Genomic DNA, 19,504 nt, shown 5'->3' on the forward strand with positions numbered 1-19,504 from the left:
TTCCCTGCATCGTAGCCATACGGTTGCACGTGCACCCATGGGTCACTTAACCGTCGGCCCGGCAGAGCGATGAATGATCTCTGTCAAAACAGCTCACGAGGGTATCCACGCTAGGCAGGCCACCATCCCGAAGGTCTCGACGAGCACACCTTAACCGCGGCGCTCGATCAGGTGCCCGACGAAGCGATCTGATCGACCATTGCCTTGATCGCCTGGACCTGCTTACCCTGCCGACTGTCATGGACCGGATCGCGTTGCCAGCTACTCTCGTCGTAGCCCCACCAGTCCCAGCAGGCTTGCGGGTTAGGCAGGCTGGGCTCGGCTTGGGGATACAGCACGACCAGGCGATTCTGTGCGGCCCATTCGTTGAGTCCTGAATAGCGCACGAACGCCTCGCCAACCTGGCCAGCGCTCATGCGACAGCCGTGCAGTACCACACTTAGGCCGCAGGATGCGCCCTCCTCACAGGCCTTGGGCACGAAAACATAACCTTCGTCGGCCAGGCGTCGCCCGTCATAATACCTCGTCTGATCGAAGCGCATCAGTTTGCCGCGGCCCTCGCCCTCGGGTGGTTCCATTCGCGTACCGTACAGCCATTGCAGGGCCTCGTCTGCGCCATCCACGCCACAATCCAGAAGATGCGGGCTACCGCCTTCGGTACAGCCGACCGTATCGGTATTGCTATTCTGCGCGGCCGACACCGGCCAACCATGAACGGCGGTCGGCGTCCGCTCGACCGCCAGCTGAGTTTCGGGATTGGTGAGCCAGTCGCGATACTGTTCTGCAAGTAGCTCTCCCAGGCGAGGGTCGATGACCTCGTCATCTCCACCATGCCAAAGATAGACGCGCTGCTCGGCCAGCGCTGCGGAATCGCCGACCCGACCGTTATCGAGATACTGCGCATAGCGGCGCTCCAGCTCCGCCAAGTCGGGTAGGCCCAGGCGGGTCTCCATGCACTGCGTTATTGCCCGTGACAGGGCCCCCTGGGCGCAGCCCCAGGGACCGGCAGCAAATGATGCCAACCCCGAGAAGCGCTCCGGCCAGGCGACCGCCAGTTGGGTGGCCATATAACCGCCGGAGGAGACGCCCATCACGCTAATCGCACCGGCTTCGATAGTCAGCGCCGGTAGCGGCGACGAGGCACTTTCCTCCGCCGCAACCGGAATCGTCACTAACAGCGCCGCAAGAGCGGGAAGCGCCTTCAACGGCACTCAGTCGCCCTCGCTCTCGCCGCCAGCTTTTTCGACGCCTTGCAATTCGATTTTGAAGGTCAGCGTCTCGTTGGGGCCAATCGGACCGCCGGTGCCTGCCTGGCCATAGGCCAGGTCGGATGGCAAGTAGATCATCCAGGTGTCGCCGACGCTCATCATCTGCAGGGCTTCCTGCCAGCCTTCGATGACTTGGCCGACGCGAAATTCGACCGGCTCGCCGCGCTGATAGGAGCTATCGAAGACGGTGCCGTCGAGCAGCTTACCTTCGTAGTGGACCGTAACGTTGTCCTTAGGCCCGGGCGTGGCGCCGTCGCCGGATTTCAGCACCTTATACTGAAGGCCGGAGTCGGTGACCTCGACGCCTGCCTTCTTGGCGTTCTCGGCCAGGAACTTCTCGCCTTCGGCCTTGTTGGCCTCAGCGGCCTCCTTGGCCTTGGCCTGCTGCTCGGCCAGATTCTGCTGCTGGAACTGGGTCAGCACCTGAGCCATTTCCTCCTGGCTCATCTGCAGGTCGTTACCCGCGTAGACGTCTTCCAGGGCCTGGGTGAAGGCATCGATATCGAGGTTCTCAACATCCTGGGACAGGCTCTTTCCCAGCGTGGCGCCGATGCTATAGCTGAGTTTTTCTTGGTCGCTCTGGGGCGCTGCCAGCGCGAACGGAGCGGCGCTCAATGCTGCGGTGAAGGCAGCAGCGGTCAGCAGTATTTTCATAAGGTTCCTCTGGGATCGATATGTCTGCGGTTGCATTGCCGGTGCCGCATAAGTGCTGACCCGGAGCCCTGGGACTTTAACAGGGCGGCTCGGGTTCCGCACGCATGCCGCAAGCAAGGCGAGCAAGTACCGCATCAGCAATCACGCCGTATGCGGGGCCAGCCGAAGCCTTGCTTCCTTGTCGGCATGCCGCTGCCAGCCTGCTGCTGGGATGGCTCGCGAGCCCTCATCAGTTGCAGCGAAGTCGGTGCCGTTATCGTTCCCATACTGCTCGCTATTCTGTCCTGAGAGCCGTAGAGGGTGGCGATAGATTTTTCGCACTCACTGAACTCTCCACTTCCGCTGCCATCCAATGTCACTGAACGAAGGCGAGCGTAATGCAGACGGCACGCTGTCCTCTGCAACCAACAACATGCTGAATCTGCTCAAGCGCAATGGAAGCAGGAGTACTCAATGCAACGTGTCAGACGACAATTCTCCCTGTGGCTGTTACTGATAGTGGCTATGCTCGGTGCGCAGGCCGTGCAGGCGCGCGAGCTACCCGGCTTCACCGAGCTGGTCAAGCAGGCGGCGCCAGGGGTCGTCAATATCTCGACTACCCGTGAAATCGAGCGGCGTAACATGCGGTTCAACGGACCGCAGGGTCAGGAGATTCCTGAGAGATTTCGCCAATTCTTTGGCGACCAGATGCCCTTCGGACCCGGCCCCGGATCGGGCGGTCCCGGTGATAGCGAGGAACGGAGCTCGCTGGGGTCCGGCTTCATCATCAGTGAAGACGGCTATATTCTGACCAATGCCCACGTGGTCGATAGTGCCGATGAGATTGTGGTCCGCCTGAACGATCACCGCGAACTCAAGGCGGAACTGGTCGGTGCCGATGCCAAGACCGATATCGCTCTGCTCAAGGTCGACGCAACCGACCTGCCGACACTGAGCATCGGCGATTCGGAACAGCTTGAGGTGGGAGAGTGGGTGGCCGCCATCGGCTCGCCGTTCGGTTTCGACCATTCGGTGACCTCGGGTATCATCAGTGCCATCAACCGCACCCTGCCCAGCGATACCTATGTACCTTTCATCCAGACCGATGTGGCGATCAACCCCGGCAATTCCGGCGGGCCGCTGTTCAACCTGGATGGAGAAGTGGTTGGGATCAACTCGCAGATATTTACCCGCAGCGGCGGTTTCATGGGGCTGTCCTTCGCCATTCCTATCAACGTGGCGATGAACATCGCTGATCAATTGCGCTCGGATGGGCGGGTTAGCCGCGGTTGGCTGGGGGTAGTGATTCAGCCGGTGTCGCGTGACCTGGCGGAATCCTTCGGCCTCGAAGGTGTACGCGGTGCGCTGATCGCCGACGTGGCTCTCGATTCACCGGCCGCCGAGGCGGGGCTTCAGGCGGGCGACATTATCCTCTCCGTGAACAATGAGCAGGTCGAGCGTTTCAGCAACCTGCCGCGCCTAATTGGACGCGTCTCTCCCGGCGGCGACGCTGAACTCGAAGTGCTGCGTGACGGTGAGCGTATCGACGAGACCGTCACCGTGGGCGACTGGCCGGAGGACGGGACGCAGGCAGCGACGGAGGATGGCATGAACGATACTCAGACTCGTCTGGGAATCGCGGTCGCGCCGCTGGAACCGGAAATACTGGAGCGCAACAACCTGCCATCTGGAGTACGCGTGACAGCGGTCGCCCCCTCGGGCGTGGCTGCCGCCGCAGGCGTGCGTGCCGGCGATATCATCGTCGCCTTGGATCAGCAAGCCATCGATTCCCCCGAGCGACTTGCCGAAGTGTTCGCGCAGATCGAGGGCAACCGTGTGGTGCCGCTACGCATCTATCGCGATGGGCGCTCCCTGTTCGTGGCATTGCGCCTCGCTCAGAACGAGCAGTGACGCGTGATACACTGAGCGACGACGGGGCCCAGCGGGCCTCGTCGTGTCGTTGGGGCTAAGCGATTCCCCGCGATGCTGTTTTCAGTGGCCGCTCCCTGCCAGCTTAGAGTTCCATGACTTCCGCTCGAACTTGGTCGATAAGCTGCTGTTGGCTGGCTTGGGACAAAGGGCGGCCATTGATAAAAAACATCGGTGCCTGACGCACCCCTGCCGCAAGCACATCCCTGGCTTCTTGATCGAACCTAGCGTTAATCATGGGCTGAGCAGCATCGCGTTTAGCGCTTTCCACATCCAGGCCGGACTGGGCAGCTATTTGCCACGCCTTGGCAAGGTCTGTTCCCTCTTGGGTATTCCAGACAGCCTGAGAGGTTATTAGTGAAGCGAGCACTGGCTCAAACACCCCCTGTAATCGTGCTGCTTCCAACATCTTTATCGCTTCCTTGTCCCCTTTATGAAAGGCAGCATACCGGATTACGAGACGAACTTTACCAGGGTGTTGCTGCATTATTCTTTTTGCTAGAGGGTAATAACTACCGCAGGCCCTGCAGGTGGGGTCTAAGAACTCGACGATGGTTACTGGCGCGTTTCTAGGGCCGAGGATAGGGGAGTAAGGACGAACGAGCTGACCCTCTTCGTGAGCAGCCCCGGCCTTGGGCTCGCTTATCGTATATAAGTAATCACCAACCCAGGCGACAAGAATAGCAAGTGATATAATAGTTACTATAATTCTACGTTGTGTTACATTTTTTCTTTGCTTACCGAATTGGCTATAAGCCATATCTCTACTAGCCATCTTGCTTGCGTATCCCTGGTATAATCAGCACCGTAGCCAATAGCCAGGTTGGCCAGCTTCCGGTACGCGTGAACGGTGTCAGGCCATGCATGGCCCGGATTTCTCCGCGAAGGGTGGCAACCTTGAACTGAGCTGCGCGTTCGATAACTCGACCCTGCGGGTCGATAATGGCCGTTACCCCATTGTTAGTCGCACGCATGACATAGCGGCCATTCTCAAGGGCACGTAGCCGGGCCATTTGCAGATGCTGAAGCGGCCCAATGGAGTCACCGAACCAAGTATCATTGGACACAGTGAGCAATACATCAGCATCATCGGCGCGTTGCGCCACTAGATTCGGAAAGATAATTTCGTAACAGATCGCCGTGCCGATGCGCAGGCCAGCGGCTCGGATCGGGTCCTGTTCGGAATCGCCTGCGGTGAAGTCTGACATCGGCAGATCAAAGAAGGCGATAATGCCACGCAGCAGTTTCTCCAGTGGGATGTATTCACCGAACGGTACCAAATGCGCCTTACGATACACATCCGTCACCTCGCCGGCGCCGACTACAGCATTGTAATAGCGGCCCGAGTCGTCGCGCTGCACAATACCAGTGAGTAGCCCGGTCCCTGATGGCAGGGTGGCATCAACCCGCTCCAACAGCGGCTCGGCTTGATACTCATACATGGGGAGCGCCGTTTCCGGCCATACAACCAAATCTACATCATCGGCAATATCGCGGGTCAAGCGGGCATAGGTACTGGCTGCGTTGCGCTTCCCCTCGCTCGTCCATTTAGTCAGTTGGGGCAGGTTGCCCTGCAACAGACTCACCTGTACGGGCTCCTCGCTGGGTATCGTCCACTGAGTAGGAAACATCAGGGGGGATAGCCATAGAGCAGCGATCGCGCCCCCTGCCCACCAGCGATGACGCAGGAGCTCCACCCCCAGGGTGCCGGTCATGGCAGTAGCCAATGTCAACAGGTATACCCCGCCAACGGGGGCCAGCGGCGCCAAAGGAGAGTCGACGTGCGCACTTCCCAGCAATAGCCAAGGGAAACCGGTAAAGAGATACGTCCGTAGCACTTCAATCAGTACCCATGTCCCGGCGAAGGATAGAAAGGCTAGCCGCGAACCAGTAAAGCGCCGATAAAACCAAAAGGGAATGGCATAGAACAGTGCCAAGGTGGCGGCAAACAGGGACGTAAGGAAGACTGATAGCGGCACCCCCGTGTAACCGTACTCATGGATCGACACGTAGATCCATGACGTCCCTGTGGCGAACAGCGCGATGCCATAACACCAGCCTCGCAGGGCCGCCTGGCCCGGGGTCAGGTCATGCAGGCCTAAGTACATGAGGCCGACGGCGACCGGCCCTAGCCACCAAAGCTCAAAGGGAGAGAAGGTCAGCGTCGTTAGGGCCCCCGCGAAGAGCGCTATTACGTACCCCATCCAGGGGCGGCAGGAAAATCGCATGAGACACTCCTTGGCGTAACGGGCCTTTTGTACCAGAAGCGCCTTGGAAACACGAACGGGACCCAGTGCTACAAAGTGAAACTGTGTATCCGGATTATCTGGTTTAAGAAGCGCTGAGGCCCCTCCTGAACTTTCCCCTAGTTTAGGTCCGCGATCAATGTAAGAAATCGCCCCTCATGCGCACTGCTCGGCATACGCTACCGGTAGTAAATAACCCAGTGAGCTGTGCGGTCTGACATGGTTGTAGTGGGTCCTCCATTGCGTGATTTCGTGTCGTGCATCCGCCAGGCTCAGGAACCAGTGCTGGTTGAGGCAGCCGTCCCGGAACTTGCCGTTGAAGCTTTCGATGAACGCATTCTGCGTCGGCTTGCCCGGCTACAACAATGATAAACCATACAAGGTTGGATTCGACGAAAGAGATTAGTCGGCTCATGTGTCCAAATCCGAAATACTGGTTGATGTGGGGCACCCTTCGCACTTAGCAAATAACTCAATAGCTTCGTCGCAATAGGCACAGTGCCCTTGACAGCAGTCGTGCATCAGAAACGCAACGAGGTCAGACAGCGCCGGGAAATAGCGCTGTAAATGATTAAGCGCCCCTCTCGCCGCTTTTTGACGAGACCAGCATGCTCAAGCTGGCTGAGGTGAAAAGAGAGCCGAGACGATGACACACCACCCAGCGAGGCTCCTATCTCACCAGCGGGTAAACCACTGGCCCCTGCTACCACCAGCAGCTTGATGATGCGGAGTCTTGTCTCTTGGGAAAGTGCTGCAAAGGCTTTAACTGCTTGGGCTTCTCTCATTCCAATACTTCAAGATATATTGATATTATTGAATATACCTGCTGGAAGAATACTGGGTCAAGTGGGATCCCATTAGTTAGCTCTATGCTATTCCGCTACTCAAGTGGAAAATTGCTAGGCCAGTGAGGTTGATCCTCCTTATAGGCGTGTCATCAACCAAGTAATCCGCTGTGGTAAGCGATTGGCTGCGACCTTGTGGGTCGAGCCAATCAACCAAAAAATCCGGATACCCCGAAGAGATAGAGATGGTCAGGTTGTGGTGCAAGCCCGGGGCGCTGATCGCTTCCCTCACTTCGTAGTCCCTACATTTCCATCTTTTCCAGTGCTCGCTCAGGGTCCTGTACGATGCGGATTACCGTGGCTAAATAGGCCGATGCGGGACGTATTGAATTCATTGCCTCGTCGCGCATCAGCGGCACGCCTGAGCCACTTGCTGATCCTAGGCCGGCCTGGGCGAACTTGCCGGCAATCACGGTATTGTCGGTGTGGCTGATTACTACTCGGGAGGCTTGGAACCCCTCTACGGTCACGCTACGACGAATGCCGTGATTGGCCAGCATGGTGCGCACCCGGTCGCCGAGCTACTGCCGTCCTCAAGCTTGCCTACTCGTTGGTTGCCTCCTCGGGCAGGGAGGCCTCCAGCTGGCTATAGAGGGCATGGTCGAGCTCGACGTGGTTATAAAAGGAGCCTGCAGGGATCTCGAACGGTGCTTCAGCCAGCAGCAACGGCTGGGGTATGCCGTTGGGGTTCTCCACCATCTGCTTCAAGCGGGCATAATCGACGAGGAACTTGCGATCGTTGGCCGCCAGGGTAGCGGCGTCGAAGGCCTTCTCGATGCGAGCCGATAGTTCTTCCGGCGAGGTGTCGGGCACCGGGTAGGCCTGGGCCTGGAGCGTGCCCTGTGGTGTCCAGCCAAGCTTCAGCGGTTCATTGATCAGACGAACCGTCGTCCCGACAGGAACTCGATAGATAAGATCTTCTATGTCTTCCGGAAGCATGCGAATGCAGCCATGCGAGACGCGCATCCCGACCCCCTGGGGACGGTTGGTGCCATGGATCAGGTAGCCTGGTATGCTGAGTATCATGGCAAAGTCTCCCAAGGGGTTATCAGGCCCGGGAGGCACGATCCTCGGCAAATCTACACCGCGTTCTGCATACTCCTTTATGATGCTTTGCGGAGGGTACCAGGTGGGGTCCTCTACTTTAGCGGTGATTTGCGTCTCACCTAGTGGTGTCTGCCAGTCCATACGGCCGATGCCGATGGGGTAGGTTTCGACACGTGGTGCCTCGCCCTCCTCCACTGAAGGATAGTAATAGAGTCGCAGCTCCGCGATATTAATCACAATACCTTCGCGCGGGCCCGGCGGAAGGATGAAGCGCGTCGGGACCACAACGTCGGTGCCCTCACCAGGCAGCCAGACCCGGGTGTCCGGGTTCGCCTGACGAATGGCGTTGTAGCCGATGCCATGGCGCAGGCCGATATCGATCAGGGTGTCTTCATGATCTGCCTCGACAGTCTTCACTTCGCCTATGAAGTCTCCCTCCTTGGGCAGGGGATAATGGCCCATCGGCCACGATTCCTGTGCCATGAGCACACGCGGTATCGCCAGCAGGCCCAGTACTAGACAATGAAATACCCTTGGAAGTCTTGCTTGCATTGGCCGCGTCCTGTTTTTTCGCATTCCACTCTTTCCTAGGTACTGGCGAAGGCGGTGCCCACCCAGAAGGTCGTAAACTAAAACAATGGAACGGCAGGGTCCATTTATGCGTTCAGCCTGTGCCCAGGAATTTTTCAGGACCGCAGAGATCAGCATGAGCAGGGCGAAGCCGCCCACGAACGAGGTCAGAACCGACAGATGAGGTACCCTCTTCGCTCTCGTGGGCTTCGATAACTTCCCCTTGACCGCGACGACCGTCATTCGATCCAGGCCATCGCTGAACAGGTCGACACAGACGGTAATCGGCCAGCAGCCCACCAGTATGCCATCTCGAGGCTAGGGGGAGCGGTACGACTTGATCCTATAGCCACTAGAGGGTTTAGGATTTAGTCAACCAATTTGGTCGAGGTAACTTTTCATGACGGTTGCAGATACCGAGCTATCCGATAATACGTACCAGTGGACCGTTCATGGCATGGATTGTCCAAGCTGCGCCGGCAAGATTCGTGGCGCGGTGGAGCGCTTGCGAGGCGTATCCGACGTGCAGGTCTCAGTGATGAAGGAAACCCTGACCCTTGCGCTGGACACGCAACAAACTTCGCCCGAGCGCGTCGAGAAGACCGTCGAGCGACTTGGCTATGCCGCCCAATCCTTGCCCAATAGCGTCAGGCCAAGGAATGACCCCGCCGAGAGTCATTCACACTGCGGCTGTGGCGGTAATGCTCACAGCCACGGCCACGATATGATGACGACACCTGATCGGACCGACTCCGAGGGCACGCTCAGCTGGAAAGTCGGCGGTATGGATTGCGCCAGTTGCGCGGCGAAAATTCGTGGCGCAGTTGAGAGTTTGCCTGGTGTCTCCGATGTCAAAGTATCGGTCATGAACGAAACCCTCACGCTGAAGCTCGACGAACAGCAGACGTCGCCAGAAAGCGTCGAGAAATCGGTCAAGCGGCTCGGCTATAGCGTAGCGCCCCGCGCTGCCATGACTCCTGATATGTCCGACGGCAATACCGCATCGCAGAGTGATGCGGCTGACGGCGATGCCGCTGATGCTGTCTCAACCTCACCCAAACGCTGGTTCTTGCGTGGCAAAGGCTGGCTCGTGCTGATGACGGGTGCAGTCCTGCTGGCCGCCGCGGTCGTCCGCTTGCTGGGTTCGGAGTCGCTGGCTTATTGGGCGTTCTTCCTGGCATGTCTGGTCGGGCTGGTTCCCGTAGCGCAACGTGCCCTTGCTGCGGCGCGAGCAGGCATGCCATTCACCATCGAGATGCTGATGACCATCGCTGCCGGTGGGGCGCTGATCATTGGTGCCGCCGAGGAGGCGGCGCTCGTGGTGTTCCTGTTCGCCGTCGGCGAGGTTCTCGAAGGGGTGGCCGCAGACCGTGCCCGATCGAGTATCCGCGCTCTGGGCAATTTGGTGCCCAAGACTGCACTGATCGAAGATGCCCAAGGGGCGACCCGCAAGGTAAATGCAGCGCAACTGAAGATTGGTCAGGTCGTCATCGCGCGACCTGGGGATCGGATCCCTGCCGATGGGCAGATCATTGAAGGAACATCGGCTATTGATGAGTCGCCGGTGACCGGTGAATCGGTGCCCAAGAGCAAGACCACGGACGAGCCGGTCTTCGCCGGGTCCATCAATAACGATGCTGTGCTGCGCATTCGTGTCACCAAGGCACCCGAAGATAACACCATCGCCAGGATTATCCGCCTGGTCGAAGAGGCACAGGAAGCGCGTGCGCCCACTGAGCGCTTCATCGATCGCTTCAGCCGGGTCTATATGCCCGCGGTGGTCGGCACCGCAATATTGGTTGCGATCGTTCCGCCGTTAATATTCGGTGGCGCCTGGGGGGAGTGGACCTATCGTGCTCTTGCATTGTTGCTGATCGGCTGTCCATGTGCGTTGGTGATTTCGGTGCCGGCTTCTATCGCCTCGTCGCTATCTACCGGTGCACGCCGAGGACTGTTGATGAAGGGGGGCGCGGTGATCGAGTCCACCGCCAAGGCTAGCCTCGTGACCTTTGACAAGACCGGTACCCTGACCGCCGGGAAACCAGTCATTACCGACGTTATACCCGCTGCTGATGGCTGCGGCGAGGATGACGTTGTTGCCTTGGCCGCCAGCGTCGAGAGTGGTTCCAGCCATCCGCTAGCCGAAGCTGTGCTAAGCCATGCTGAGTCGCATCACATTAGGTTTACGCAAGGATCTGATGCACGTGTCATCGCGGGCCATGGCGTCGAGGCGAAAGTTGACGGCTCGCGCAGCTATGTTTGTTCGCCGCGTTACGCCGAAGAGAGGGGCGTAGTGACGAACGCTCTGAAGCCTCGAATCTCAACGTTAGAGGATCAGGGCAAGACTGTCGTCATGGTACTCCGAGACGCCTCGCTCATTGGGCTGATTGCCATGCGAGACGAGCCGCGTGCTGACGCCATCGACGGCATTAAGGACCTCCAGGCGCTGGGCATCCGCTCGATTATGTTGACTGGGGACAATCCGCGTACGGCTATGGCCATTGCCGATACCATCGGCCTGGAATACCAGGCTGGACTGCTACCTGACGACAAGGTATCAGCGATCAAGGGAATAATCTCCAAGGATACGGTGTTAATGGTTGGCGACGGGATCAATGACGCCCCGGCGCTGTCCACGGCTAACATTGGCGTGGCCATGGGGTCGGGTACTGATGTCGCCTTGGAGACGGCCGATGGTGCCTTGCTGCGCAATCGCGTGACCGACATAGCGGCAATGATTCGTCTGGCTCGCGCGACCATGAACAATATCCGCCAAAATATCGCTATCGCACTGGGACTGAAGGCGGTTTTCCTGTTGACGACCATGTTTGGCCTGACTGGGCTCTGGATAGCCATTATGGCCGATACCGGCGCCACGGTGCTGGTGACGCTTAACGCGTTGCGTCTGCTACGCTTCGAGAGCCGACAGGGTCCGACACGCGGTGGAGGAACGTCGGCCGCTGCGTCGCCGGAAGGACCGACACGCGTCGGCTCGCCGGCGGGCATCTAGCAGATCATATCTAGAAATCGGCCAGGGAAGGATGGTTATGGATGGCATTTGGGTTGTACTTGGCTTGGCGCTGCTTCCTGCGCTAGGAAACTTCGGTGGAGGACTCGCTGCGGAGGCTTCCCGGACTACCGGTCGCCGACTCAATTACGCCCTTCACGGCGCCGCCGGCCTCGTCATTGCCGTAGTGGCGGTTGAAATCATGCCGCGAGTATTAGAACACCTCTCAGCGTGGCTGATTGCCTTCACCTTCGCCTTGGGCGGTATTGTTTACGTAGGTATCGAGAAGCTCGTAGAGGGTCTCCAGAAGCGGCAAGGCCAGCAGGGCGAAAGCGGCCAGACCGGCGTCTGGATGATCTATATTGCTGTATCCATAGATCTGTTCAGCGATGGTCTTCTGATCGGGGCAGGGTCGGCGGTCTCACCGTCGGTTGCCTTAATCCTGGCGGCGGGCCAGGTGCTGGCAGATGTCCCTGAGGGATTCGCGACGATTGCCAACATGAAAGACAAAGGGATCCCACGCAGTAAGCGCATCCTGCTCTCTGCCTCCTTTGCGATCCCTGTACTCACTGCGGCCGTCTTTGCTTACTTCGTGCTCAGGAACCAACCGGAGACGTTCCAGCTAGCGGCACTGACGTTCACGGCAGGTCTTCTTACGGTCGCTGCCATCGAAGATATGGTCTCCGAGGCACATGAGAGCGGGGACGATACGCATATCTCGCCACTAGCGTTCATAAGCGGCTTCGTCCTGTTCGTGCTGGTATCGGCTGGCTTAGAAGGAGTACTGGGGCAAAGCTAACGCGCCGTATTGACCCCTGCAGCATAGCCTTTTGTCGTGTTGGCTCTCGGTGTAATGTAAACAAGAGGGAAGGTGATATGTCCACTTACGATAGTGGGCTCGCAGAGAAAGACCGTGAGCCGGGAAAGGTAACGTACTGGCTGGGGTTTTCGCTCCTGTTATTCTTGGTAGATCAGTTGAGCAAGTATCTTGCCAGCTTCATGCTCCCGTATGGCGAAAGCGTCGCTGTCACATCTTTTTTCAACTGGTCTCATCGCCACAATTCTGGGGCAGCGTTTAGCTTTCTCGCTGAAGCCGGTGGTTGGCAACAGCCGCTTTTCATCGGGCTGGCCCTTGTTATCTCGATACTCCTCATCTACTGGCTATGGCGTTCTCCGAGCGTACTAAGTTATCGGCTCGCACTCAGCGCCATCCTTGGTGGCGCGCTGGGTAACGCTGTAGATCGCTTACGGCTAGGCTACGTAGAGGATTTTCTGGATTTCTACTACGCCCAGTGGCACTGGCCATCGTTCAACATGGCAGACGTATGGATTTTTATCGGTGCTGCCCTCTTTATCTGGGCTGAAGTTCGTCATCAGCCAGACAGTGATGAACGCTGACTCTGTTGTTAATCGTTAATATTCCTAGGGACTGTTGACGGAGCATTGCTGAATAAGAGCAGACCCGCAGAATTGAGGCTCCCACGCCAACAATCTGCGAGTCTGCAATGCCCCGATTGATGCTCAGTGACGAACTCTGGTCGAAGCTGGAGAAAATTCTGGTTCAGCAGGCCATCTATCTACCGCAAGCCCGGGCTGCGGATGACTGTGGAAGGCATCCTTTGCCGGATGCGCGTGGGTTGCCCATGGCGGGACCTGCCCCGTGCCTTTGGACACTGGAACTCGGTTTACAAATGCTTCAATACCTGGTCGGCGGCAGGAAGCTGCTCAAGGTATTCAACGCCCTAGTCGAGGAGTCTGATGTCGAGTGGCTATTCATCGACGGGACGTATGTTAAGGCTCACCAGCACAGTGCCGGCGCTGCCAGCAGTCAGCCTGAAGCCATTGGCAAAAGCCGCGAGGGTTTACACGAGCAAGATTCATCCGGCCGTCGATGCTTATGGATTGTCTATCGCCTTCAGCCTCACCGGAGGCAACGTTAATGACAGTACCGAGGTGCCGGAGCTGATAGCGCAACTACCCGCTGGCGGGATGATCATGGCTGACAAGGGCTATAATAATGAACGCATCCGGAGCAGACCGAGGATCCGGGAGCCCATCCGGTGCTCCTGAGAGAACGTAATTCGACTAAGGGCAATACCGACCTGGACAAAGGGCTGTATCGCTACCGGCATCTGGTCGAGAATGCCTTTGCGCGGCTAAAGCACTACCGCGCAGTGGCGTTCCGCTATGACAAGCTGAAGCGGAATTACGAGAGTATGGTGGCCATGGCGTGTGGATTCCTCTGGCTACCCATGTGAAACGTCAACAGCCCCTAGCATGAATCCTGTCTATTCAGGGAGAGCACAAGGAGTCGAACGTGCCTGATCACAGCCACAGCCACAGCCACAGCCACAGCCACAGCCACAGCCACAGCCACAGCCACAGCCACAGCCACAGCCACAGCCACAGCCACAGCCACAGTCATAGCCACAGCCACGGTAGCGGCAAGACGTTGTTATTCGCACTAGTATTCACGACCGGCTTCGCGATCATTGAAGTTATTGGCGGCTTAATGGCCGACTCGCTGGCACTCCTGTCGGACGCCGGTCATATGCTGACTGACTCGCTGTCGCTTGGGGTCGGTGCCTTTGCCGCATGGCTGGCGAGTAAACCCGCATCCAATCACCATTCCTTCGGCCTACAGCGCGCAGAAGTACTTGGCGCGCTGGTCAATGTCCTGTTCATGTTCGGGGTTATCGCGTACATAGCCTACGAGGCGATTCGTCGCCTGGCTGACACCCCTGAGGTCAACGGTGGTGTGGTTCTGGTTATCGGTGGGGTTGGCCTTCTGGTTAATATCATCGTCGCCTGGGTACTGATGCGCGGCGAACGGACTATGAATGTGCGGGGCGCGCTACTACATGTAATGGGCGATCTACTGGGTTCGATTGCAGCACTCGCCACGGGAGCGACCATCTACTTGGGCGGTCCGTCTATAGTAGACCCGATATTGTCGCTGTTCGTAAGCTTGCTAATATTCGTATCCGCCGTCCGGCTGCTACGCGAGGTGGTCCGAGTATTAATGGAAGGGGTGCCACACGGTATTGATGCCCATGAAGTCGGGCAGGCACTGACCGAAATTGAGGGGGTGCGCGCAGTTCATGACATGCATATCTGGAGCTTGTCCTCAAGCAGCCACGCGCTGGCCGCGCATGTTGACATGGAAACAATGGTTCGCTGGGAGATTGTTCTCCCGCAACTGCAAACGATGCTCCAGGAGCGTTTCGGCATTTCACACAGCACGCTGCAACCGGAGGATGCGGCTGCCCGCCGAGCCTGCGACGCCGACCCTGACTGCGGTGTTCAAAACACGGAGCAGGTAAAGTAAATTAACTGCCTTTGGTTTGGGTCCGCCAATGTTAGAACCCGACTTACATCAGTCAATGGGAACGTTCAGACCTTCGCCATGGTCCCCTGAAAATAGAGCGAAACCGGACCTGCGGCTCCCCGGACACAATTCTGGCGATGGGCTCCAATTGCTCCAGACTGCCCAGAAACGGTGGAGACGGCTCAAGCACATCTGGACATTAGCAGCGTCAAGTTTAGGACAAGGAAAAGCGAGAAGGTCGATCAGACAGAGAGTCGACATGACTGCGATCCGCCAAATTTTACAAAAAATCTGCTATTGTTAACGAGAAGCGAATTGGGAAAGAGCAGCCATATACATTGAGAAGTTACTGGCTGCACGCCTTGATATAGGAATTTCATATGGATGCTCTATCTCCTGTTATGCTGGGGCTGCCATGGGTAATCCTCCGATAGTGGCTCATAAGATAGACCATTACTCTTCGGGACCGTACACCTAGGAGGCAGGTAAAAAAGCTCTGTTAGGTTTATATTTAGGTAGGAATTTTTGCTCTGGACTGGAATAACAGGCGGGTCCATGTAGAGGGTGTTTACAAATTCTCAGGCCAAGCGAGTTAACCGATTGAGGAGTTGACGTCCCGCCGCTAGCCAGACCCAGGCCTCCGATACTTCAACACGTCGGTCATGGTGCATCACCAGCTGGCGTGCCTTCTCGATCCAGGCATGTGTTCGCTCAATGCTCCATCGCTTCGACAGCACTGTAAAGCCATTAGCATCAGGGCGGCGCGTGAAGAGATCCCCTTGGCCCGGCGTACACGAACGGCCAACATTGCCATTGGCTGGATGGCGTACGACCTCGACCGCAATATCATGCTGGTGATGGATCGTCTGTGCACAGCGTCCTGCATAACCTTCATCAACGAAGACCGTGGCTATTCCGGCATACTTCTCCATGCCATTGGCCATGACCGGGTGAGCACCGTCACGGTCCTGCACGCTGGCCGCCGTTACACTCACGGCAAGTACCAGCCCCAAGGTATTAACGAGCACATGACGTTTAGGCCCTTGATCTTCTTTCCTGCATCGTAGCCGCTGGTTCCACCCTGCGGTGAACTCCGTGTCGATTGGGCATCCAGTACAGCCGCGCCGGGAATCGGGTCGCGCCCCTCACGTTCTCGCCATTGCGCCCGTAATCGATCATGCATCCGTACGAACCTGCCCTGTTGGCTCCAGAGGCGGAGCGCTCGATAGACGTTCTGCCAAGGTGGAAAGCCCCTGGGCAGCAACCGCTGCGAACCACATAACAGCAGGCGTCGATGAGCAGTCGCCGAGGATAGCGAGGTGGCGTGTCGCGTTGGCCTTCCTCCCCGAAAAGGTCAGCAACAAGACGCCACTCCGCGTCGGTCAATGAGCTGGGATAGCGTTGTACGGGGCGTTGACGGCGATAGGCTGGTTGAAAGCCATAACGACGTTCTGGCTCATCCTGGCGGGCAGGGAGTGTTGCCGCGCGCTCACGCCGAAAGCCCATCTTTTCCAGGCGCCTGCGTATGGTCATGTGATGCACGGAGAGGCCTGTTCGCCAGCAGAAGGCATCTGTGAGCTCGCTGAGTGCTGCCAGTGGGATTCTTCAACAAGCTGACGTAGCAGGTTTTTTTTCAGCTTCGCCGAGCTTTCTTGGCCGACCGCCTTGCGACAATGGATCTCTCCCTGAGTGGTAGAATCCCCATCGTCTCAATGACTTATTGTTTTTGTAAACACCCTCTTAAGTTTCCTCCATACACTTTTCTCTGCGCATAACCTCCTTTGCCCTGCCATCGCAAGGCCATGACAAGTCTCAATCTGGCGCAGCAGTAAAGGTTGAGAAGATGGTCAATCTGAGAAAGATGAGACTGCTTAATGCTACTATCTAAACAAAATAGTTAAGTAAGGAATGAAGCGAACGATCCCCCGTCCCTAAAAGTAACTGAGTACTGTGATGGCTAAATTAGCATGCAAGCCGTTCTTTTTTTTGAAACTCAATTAGTTGAAGCTTTGCCTTCTTGACTCCAGGCCGTTCAGGGCGTATTAGGTTCATAGGGTTTCTAAAAGAGCGGGGTTATGCCGCGACAATATGGTTGGGGACGCTGGCACAAAGTACCGGCCATTGTTAAATTTAATGGGTTTTCGTTAATTGTGGAGAGCAAGGTGGGTGCTGTGAAACCAATAATTTCAAAGGAAAGTAGGTTGGTTGTTAATGCTGCCTGTAAGCCAGCGGGCGATGTGCTACAGAAAGCCTATGGCCAAATGATTTCCAGTATTACGCCACCATAAAATCTGCCCCGTAAGGAAGCTGCTTGATAACTTTTTTTGCTCATGTGTCAAGGGGCATGGGTTGCCAGGAAATTGCTTAGTGATTGAGGCGTAGCGCCATGGAATTTAGGAAGGACATAAATGGCTTAAGAGCGATTGCTGTTGCTCTCGTCGTTCTTTTTCACTTTGAAATTCCTGGAATGCAGGGTGGTTTTATCGGGGTCGACGTATTTTTTGTAATTTCGGGCTATCTTATGACCGGAATTATATTTTCAAGAATGGAAAAAGAAAAGTTCACCACATTAGGGTTTTATCTTGATAGGGCGCGCCGAATAATTCCTGCGCTTGCATTCGTTTGCCTTGCGGTTCTCCTGGTCGGCTGGATTCTGCTATTGCCCTCTAATTACGAGGAATTAGGAAAACGGGTTTTAGGGAGCTTGGCCTTTATATCGAACTTCATTTACTCCCAAGAGCCTGGCTATTTTGAGCAGGCTGTATATGAGAAATGGCTGCTGCATACTTGGTCACTATCTGTTGAGTGGCAGTTTTATCTAATATACCCGCTGGCTATCGTGGTCTTAGAGAAATTCGTGTCGCTAGAGAAGATGCGCTGGTTTATCTTGGTTGCGGCCATTCTCTCGTTTGTTTTATCTGTTTATGCATCCGGTCGATGGCCAACCCACGCATTCTATTTATTGCCAACCCGTGCCTGGGAAATGATGGTAGGGGCGCTAGTTTTTCTTTTTTCAATCCGAATTGGCTACCTTAGTCAAAAAAGCTGGGAGCTGGTTGGGATAGGTTTGATTGTATTAAGCGCAATATTTATTAATTCGCAAGTCGCTTGGCCTGGCTGGCTGGCTTCCCTGCCTGTGCTCGGTACTGCTTTGATTATCATTCAATCGCGGCAGAACTCCTTAGTAACTGCTAATCGTCTCTCTCAGTTCTTGGGAAAAACTTCCTACTCAATTTATTTGTGGCACTGGCCAATAGTCGTCTGGATAAATTACTTTGGTTTGGGAAAACATCCCTTTTGGGTGTTTCTAGGAATTTCGGCTTCAGTGCTGTTTGGTTACCTGTCATATACTTTTGTAGAAAACATAGCAAGAAAGAGAAAAGTGACACCTGCAAGAAGTGCAGATAGCCCACTATTGAATATCGGTATACCTACTTCTTTTGCCGCCGCCGTTGGGACGATAATAGTTTTATCGCATGGCTTTCCTCAGCGTATGAGCGACGAATTTTATGCGGCCATGGAAAGGCTTGACCTTCCACGGGCCACAAATGGTTGGTGCTTTTATGATGTGAATACTGACGAGAGTCTTATTATCGGTGAGGAAGGACTTAAATGCACATTGGGAAACAAAGGGTCTTCACTGAAGGGTTTGTTATTTGGGGATTCTTTTGCAGGTCATTATGAGCCTTTCTGGGATCGGATAGGGAAAGAAGTATCTGCGGAAATTAACTCTGTGACGACCAATTGGTGTTATCCAAGTGCCGATGAGGTTATATATGGCGACTCATCTTCGAGAAGCTACGACCAGTGCCTGATAAACAGGAAATATTTTTTAGACAACGCTTCGAGCTATGACTTTGTGGTGCTTTCGGGGTCATGGTGGAAAATTGACTTGGCTGACCAAATGAAGGGGGTTTATGATGCAATTTCTTATGCGGCCAGCCAGGCTAAGCTTGTTGTTGTAATGGCTGCACCTACTTACTTTGATGTTAATATTAGGGATATGTATGCAAGAAGCGTGATGTTTGACATGGATTTTGATGTCAATAGGTTTAGCAGGGTAGAGGATGCGGGAGCCGCCAAAGTAAACCAAGAGATAAAGAATTATGCAAATCAGTTCCTTAATGTTCTCTATATTGATAGAAGTTCCCTATTTCATGTAAATGGAGTTCCATCTGCAGTGACAGAAGAGAATATTCCTTATAACTACGACCAAAATGGTCATATTAGCATTTACGGCTCCTTGATGGCGGCTGATTCATTCAAAAAATCCAGCGGGTTCCCTGAGCTTTCGAAGAGAATAGCGGAGGTGCGAAAGAGAAAAAATATTGAACTTACCCTAATGCAAGCTATAGGGACGAAAGAGTTTAAGGTTAGCGTCCCTTGGTAAGGTTACGTAAATGCCCAACTGGGAGTGGCGCTCATCGTCTGGCAGTCAAGTGTCGAGAGGGCTCATTTACTATCTAATACCGTTAATAGTGCCTGGCAGAAGGCCCTGCTGATGGAGTTATTTCATTATCCACTTAACGGCTGGAATTGGCCGAGGCTGTGTGAAAACATGAGTTCCACCGCCTCTGCCTGTATCTGAAGGTGAAGCCACTTAGTACTAGTTGGAGATAAGCGCTATACTT

General features: G+C 55.7%; 13 protein-coding genes and 3 pseudogenes. 7 read left to right on the plus strand and 9 right to left on the minus strand.

The window, feature by feature from the left end:
• Nucleotides 1-167: 167 nt before the first annotated feature.
• Nucleotides 168-1,172, minus strand: coding sequence for a PHB depolymerase family esterase (locus MHM84_RS18900; RefSeq protein WP_239268175.1), 1,005 nt, complete (start codon nucleotides 1,170-1,172; stop codon nucleotides 168-170).
• Between the two features lie 39 nt (nucleotides 1,173-1,211).
• Nucleotides 1,212-1,922, minus strand: a complete 711-nt coding sequence (locus MHM84_RS18905; protein ID WP_239268177.1) for an FKBP-type peptidyl-prolyl cis-trans isomerase — start codon at nucleotides 1,920-1,922, stop codon at nucleotides 1,212-1,214.
• A 453-nt stretch (nucleotides 1,923-2,375) separates the two neighbouring features.
• On the opposite strand from MHM84_RS18905, the gene MHM84_RS18910 reads away from it, so the two are divergent.
• Entirely contained in the window at nucleotides 2,376-3,812 is a 1,437-nt protein-coding gene (locus MHM84_RS18910) for a DegQ family serine endoprotease (RefSeq protein WP_275445863.1), read from the plus strand.
• Between the two features lie 103 nt (nucleotides 3,813-3,915).
• On the opposite strand, the gene MHM84_RS18915 is transcribed toward MHM84_RS18910, so the two are convergent.
• The 6 genes and pseudogenes from MHM84_RS18915 to MHM84_RS18940 form a co-directional block, all read right to left on the minus strand.
• Nucleotides 3,916-4,605, minus strand: a complete 690-nt coding sequence (locus MHM84_RS18915; RefSeq protein ID WP_239268179.1) for a thioredoxin domain-containing protein — start codon at nucleotides 4,603-4,605, stop codon at nucleotides 3,916-3,918.
• Nucleotides 4,598-6,058 carry an apolipoprotein N-acyltransferase gene (gene lnt, locus MHM84_RS18920; RefSeq protein ID WP_239268181.1) on the minus strand — a complete coding sequence of 487 codons (1,461 nt, stop codon included), beginning with the start codon at nucleotides 6,056-6,058 and terminating at the stop codon, nucleotides 4,598-4,600. The genes MHM84_RS18915 and lnt overlap by 8 nt, the downstream gene beginning before the upstream one ends.
• A gap of 174 nt (nucleotides 6,059-6,232) precedes the next feature.
• A pseudogene (locus MHM84_RS18925) lies at nucleotides 6,233-6,448 on the minus strand (transposase); the annotation flags it as partial.
• Between the two features lie 149 nt (nucleotides 6,449-6,597).
• Nucleotides 6,598-6,861, minus strand: a complete 264-nt coding sequence (locus tag MHM84_RS18930; RefSeq protein WP_239268183.1) for a metalloregulator ArsR/SmtB family transcription factor — start codon at nucleotides 6,859-6,861, stop codon at nucleotides 6,598-6,600.
• A gap of 302 nt (nucleotides 6,862-7,163) precedes the next feature.
• Complete coding sequence (locus MHM84_RS18935; protein ID WP_239268185.1) at nucleotides 7,164-7,421, minus strand: hypothetical protein; 258 nt, start codon at nucleotides 7,419-7,421, stop codon at nucleotides 7,164-7,166.
• A 43-nt stretch (nucleotides 7,422-7,464) separates the two neighbouring features.
• Nucleotides 7,465-8,430: a L,D-transpeptidase family protein gene (locus tag MHM84_RS18940; protein ID WP_239268187.1), complete on the minus strand. Its 966-nt coding sequence runs from the start codon at nucleotides 8,428-8,430 to the stop codon at nucleotides 7,465-7,467.
• A gap of 508 nt (nucleotides 8,431-8,938) precedes the next feature.
• On the opposite strand from MHM84_RS18940, the gene MHM84_RS18945 reads away from it, so the two are divergent.
• The 5 genes and pseudogenes from MHM84_RS18945 to MHM84_RS18965 all read left to right on the plus strand — a co-directional run bounded on the left by MHM84_RS18945 (nucleotide 8,939) and on the right by MHM84_RS18965 (nucleotide 14,873).
• The gene (locus MHM84_RS18945; protein ID WP_239268189.1) at nucleotides 8,939-11,548 is read left to right on the plus strand and encodes a heavy metal translocating P-type ATPase; all 2,610 of its coding nucleotides are present in this window, start codon (nucleotides 8,939-8,941) and stop codon (nucleotides 11,546-11,548) included.
• 37 nt (nucleotides 11,549-11,585) lie between these two features.
• Entirely contained in the window at nucleotides 11,586-12,344 is a 759-nt protein-coding gene (locus MHM84_RS18950) for a ZIP family metal transporter (protein ID WP_239268191.1), read from the plus strand.
• A gap of 77 nt (nucleotides 12,345-12,421) precedes the next feature.
• The gene (lspA, locus tag MHM84_RS18955; RefSeq protein ID WP_239268193.1) at nucleotides 12,422-12,943 is read left to right on the plus strand and encodes a signal peptidase II; all 522 of its coding nucleotides are present in this window, start codon (nucleotides 12,422-12,424) and stop codon (nucleotides 12,941-12,943) included.
• A 107-nt stretch (nucleotides 12,944-13,050) separates the two neighbouring features.
• Nucleotides 13,051-13,803, plus strand: a pseudogene (locus tag MHM84_RS18960) (IS5 family transposase).
• Nucleotides 13,804-13,862: 59 nt separating this feature from the next.
• Nucleotides 13,863-14,873, plus strand: coding sequence for a cation diffusion facilitator family transporter (locus tag MHM84_RS18965; protein ID WP_239268195.1), 1,011 nt, complete (start codon nucleotides 13,863-13,865; stop codon nucleotides 14,871-14,873).
• Between the two features lie 578 nt (nucleotides 14,874-15,451).
• Here MHM84_RS18965 and MHM84_RS18970 read toward each other — a convergent pair.
• Nucleotides 15,452-16,331: pseudogene (locus tag MHM84_RS18970) on the minus strand (IS5 family transposase); the annotation flags it as partial.
• 928 nt (nucleotides 16,332-17,259) lie between these two features.
• Between MHM84_RS18970 and MHM84_RS18975 the strand changes: the two are divergent.
• The gene (locus tag MHM84_RS18975; RefSeq protein WP_239268197.1) at nucleotides 17,260-19,263 is read left to right on the plus strand and encodes an acyltransferase family protein; all 2,004 of its coding nucleotides are present in this window, start codon (nucleotides 17,260-17,262) and stop codon (nucleotides 19,261-19,263) included.
• The last annotated feature ends 241 nt before the right edge of the window (nucleotides 19,264-19,504 follow it).

This window comes from Halomonas sp. McH1-25, from assembly GCF_022348165.1.
Classification (GTDB): Bacteria; Pseudomonadota; Gammaproteobacteria; order Pseudomonadales; family Halomonadaceae; genus Modicisalibacter.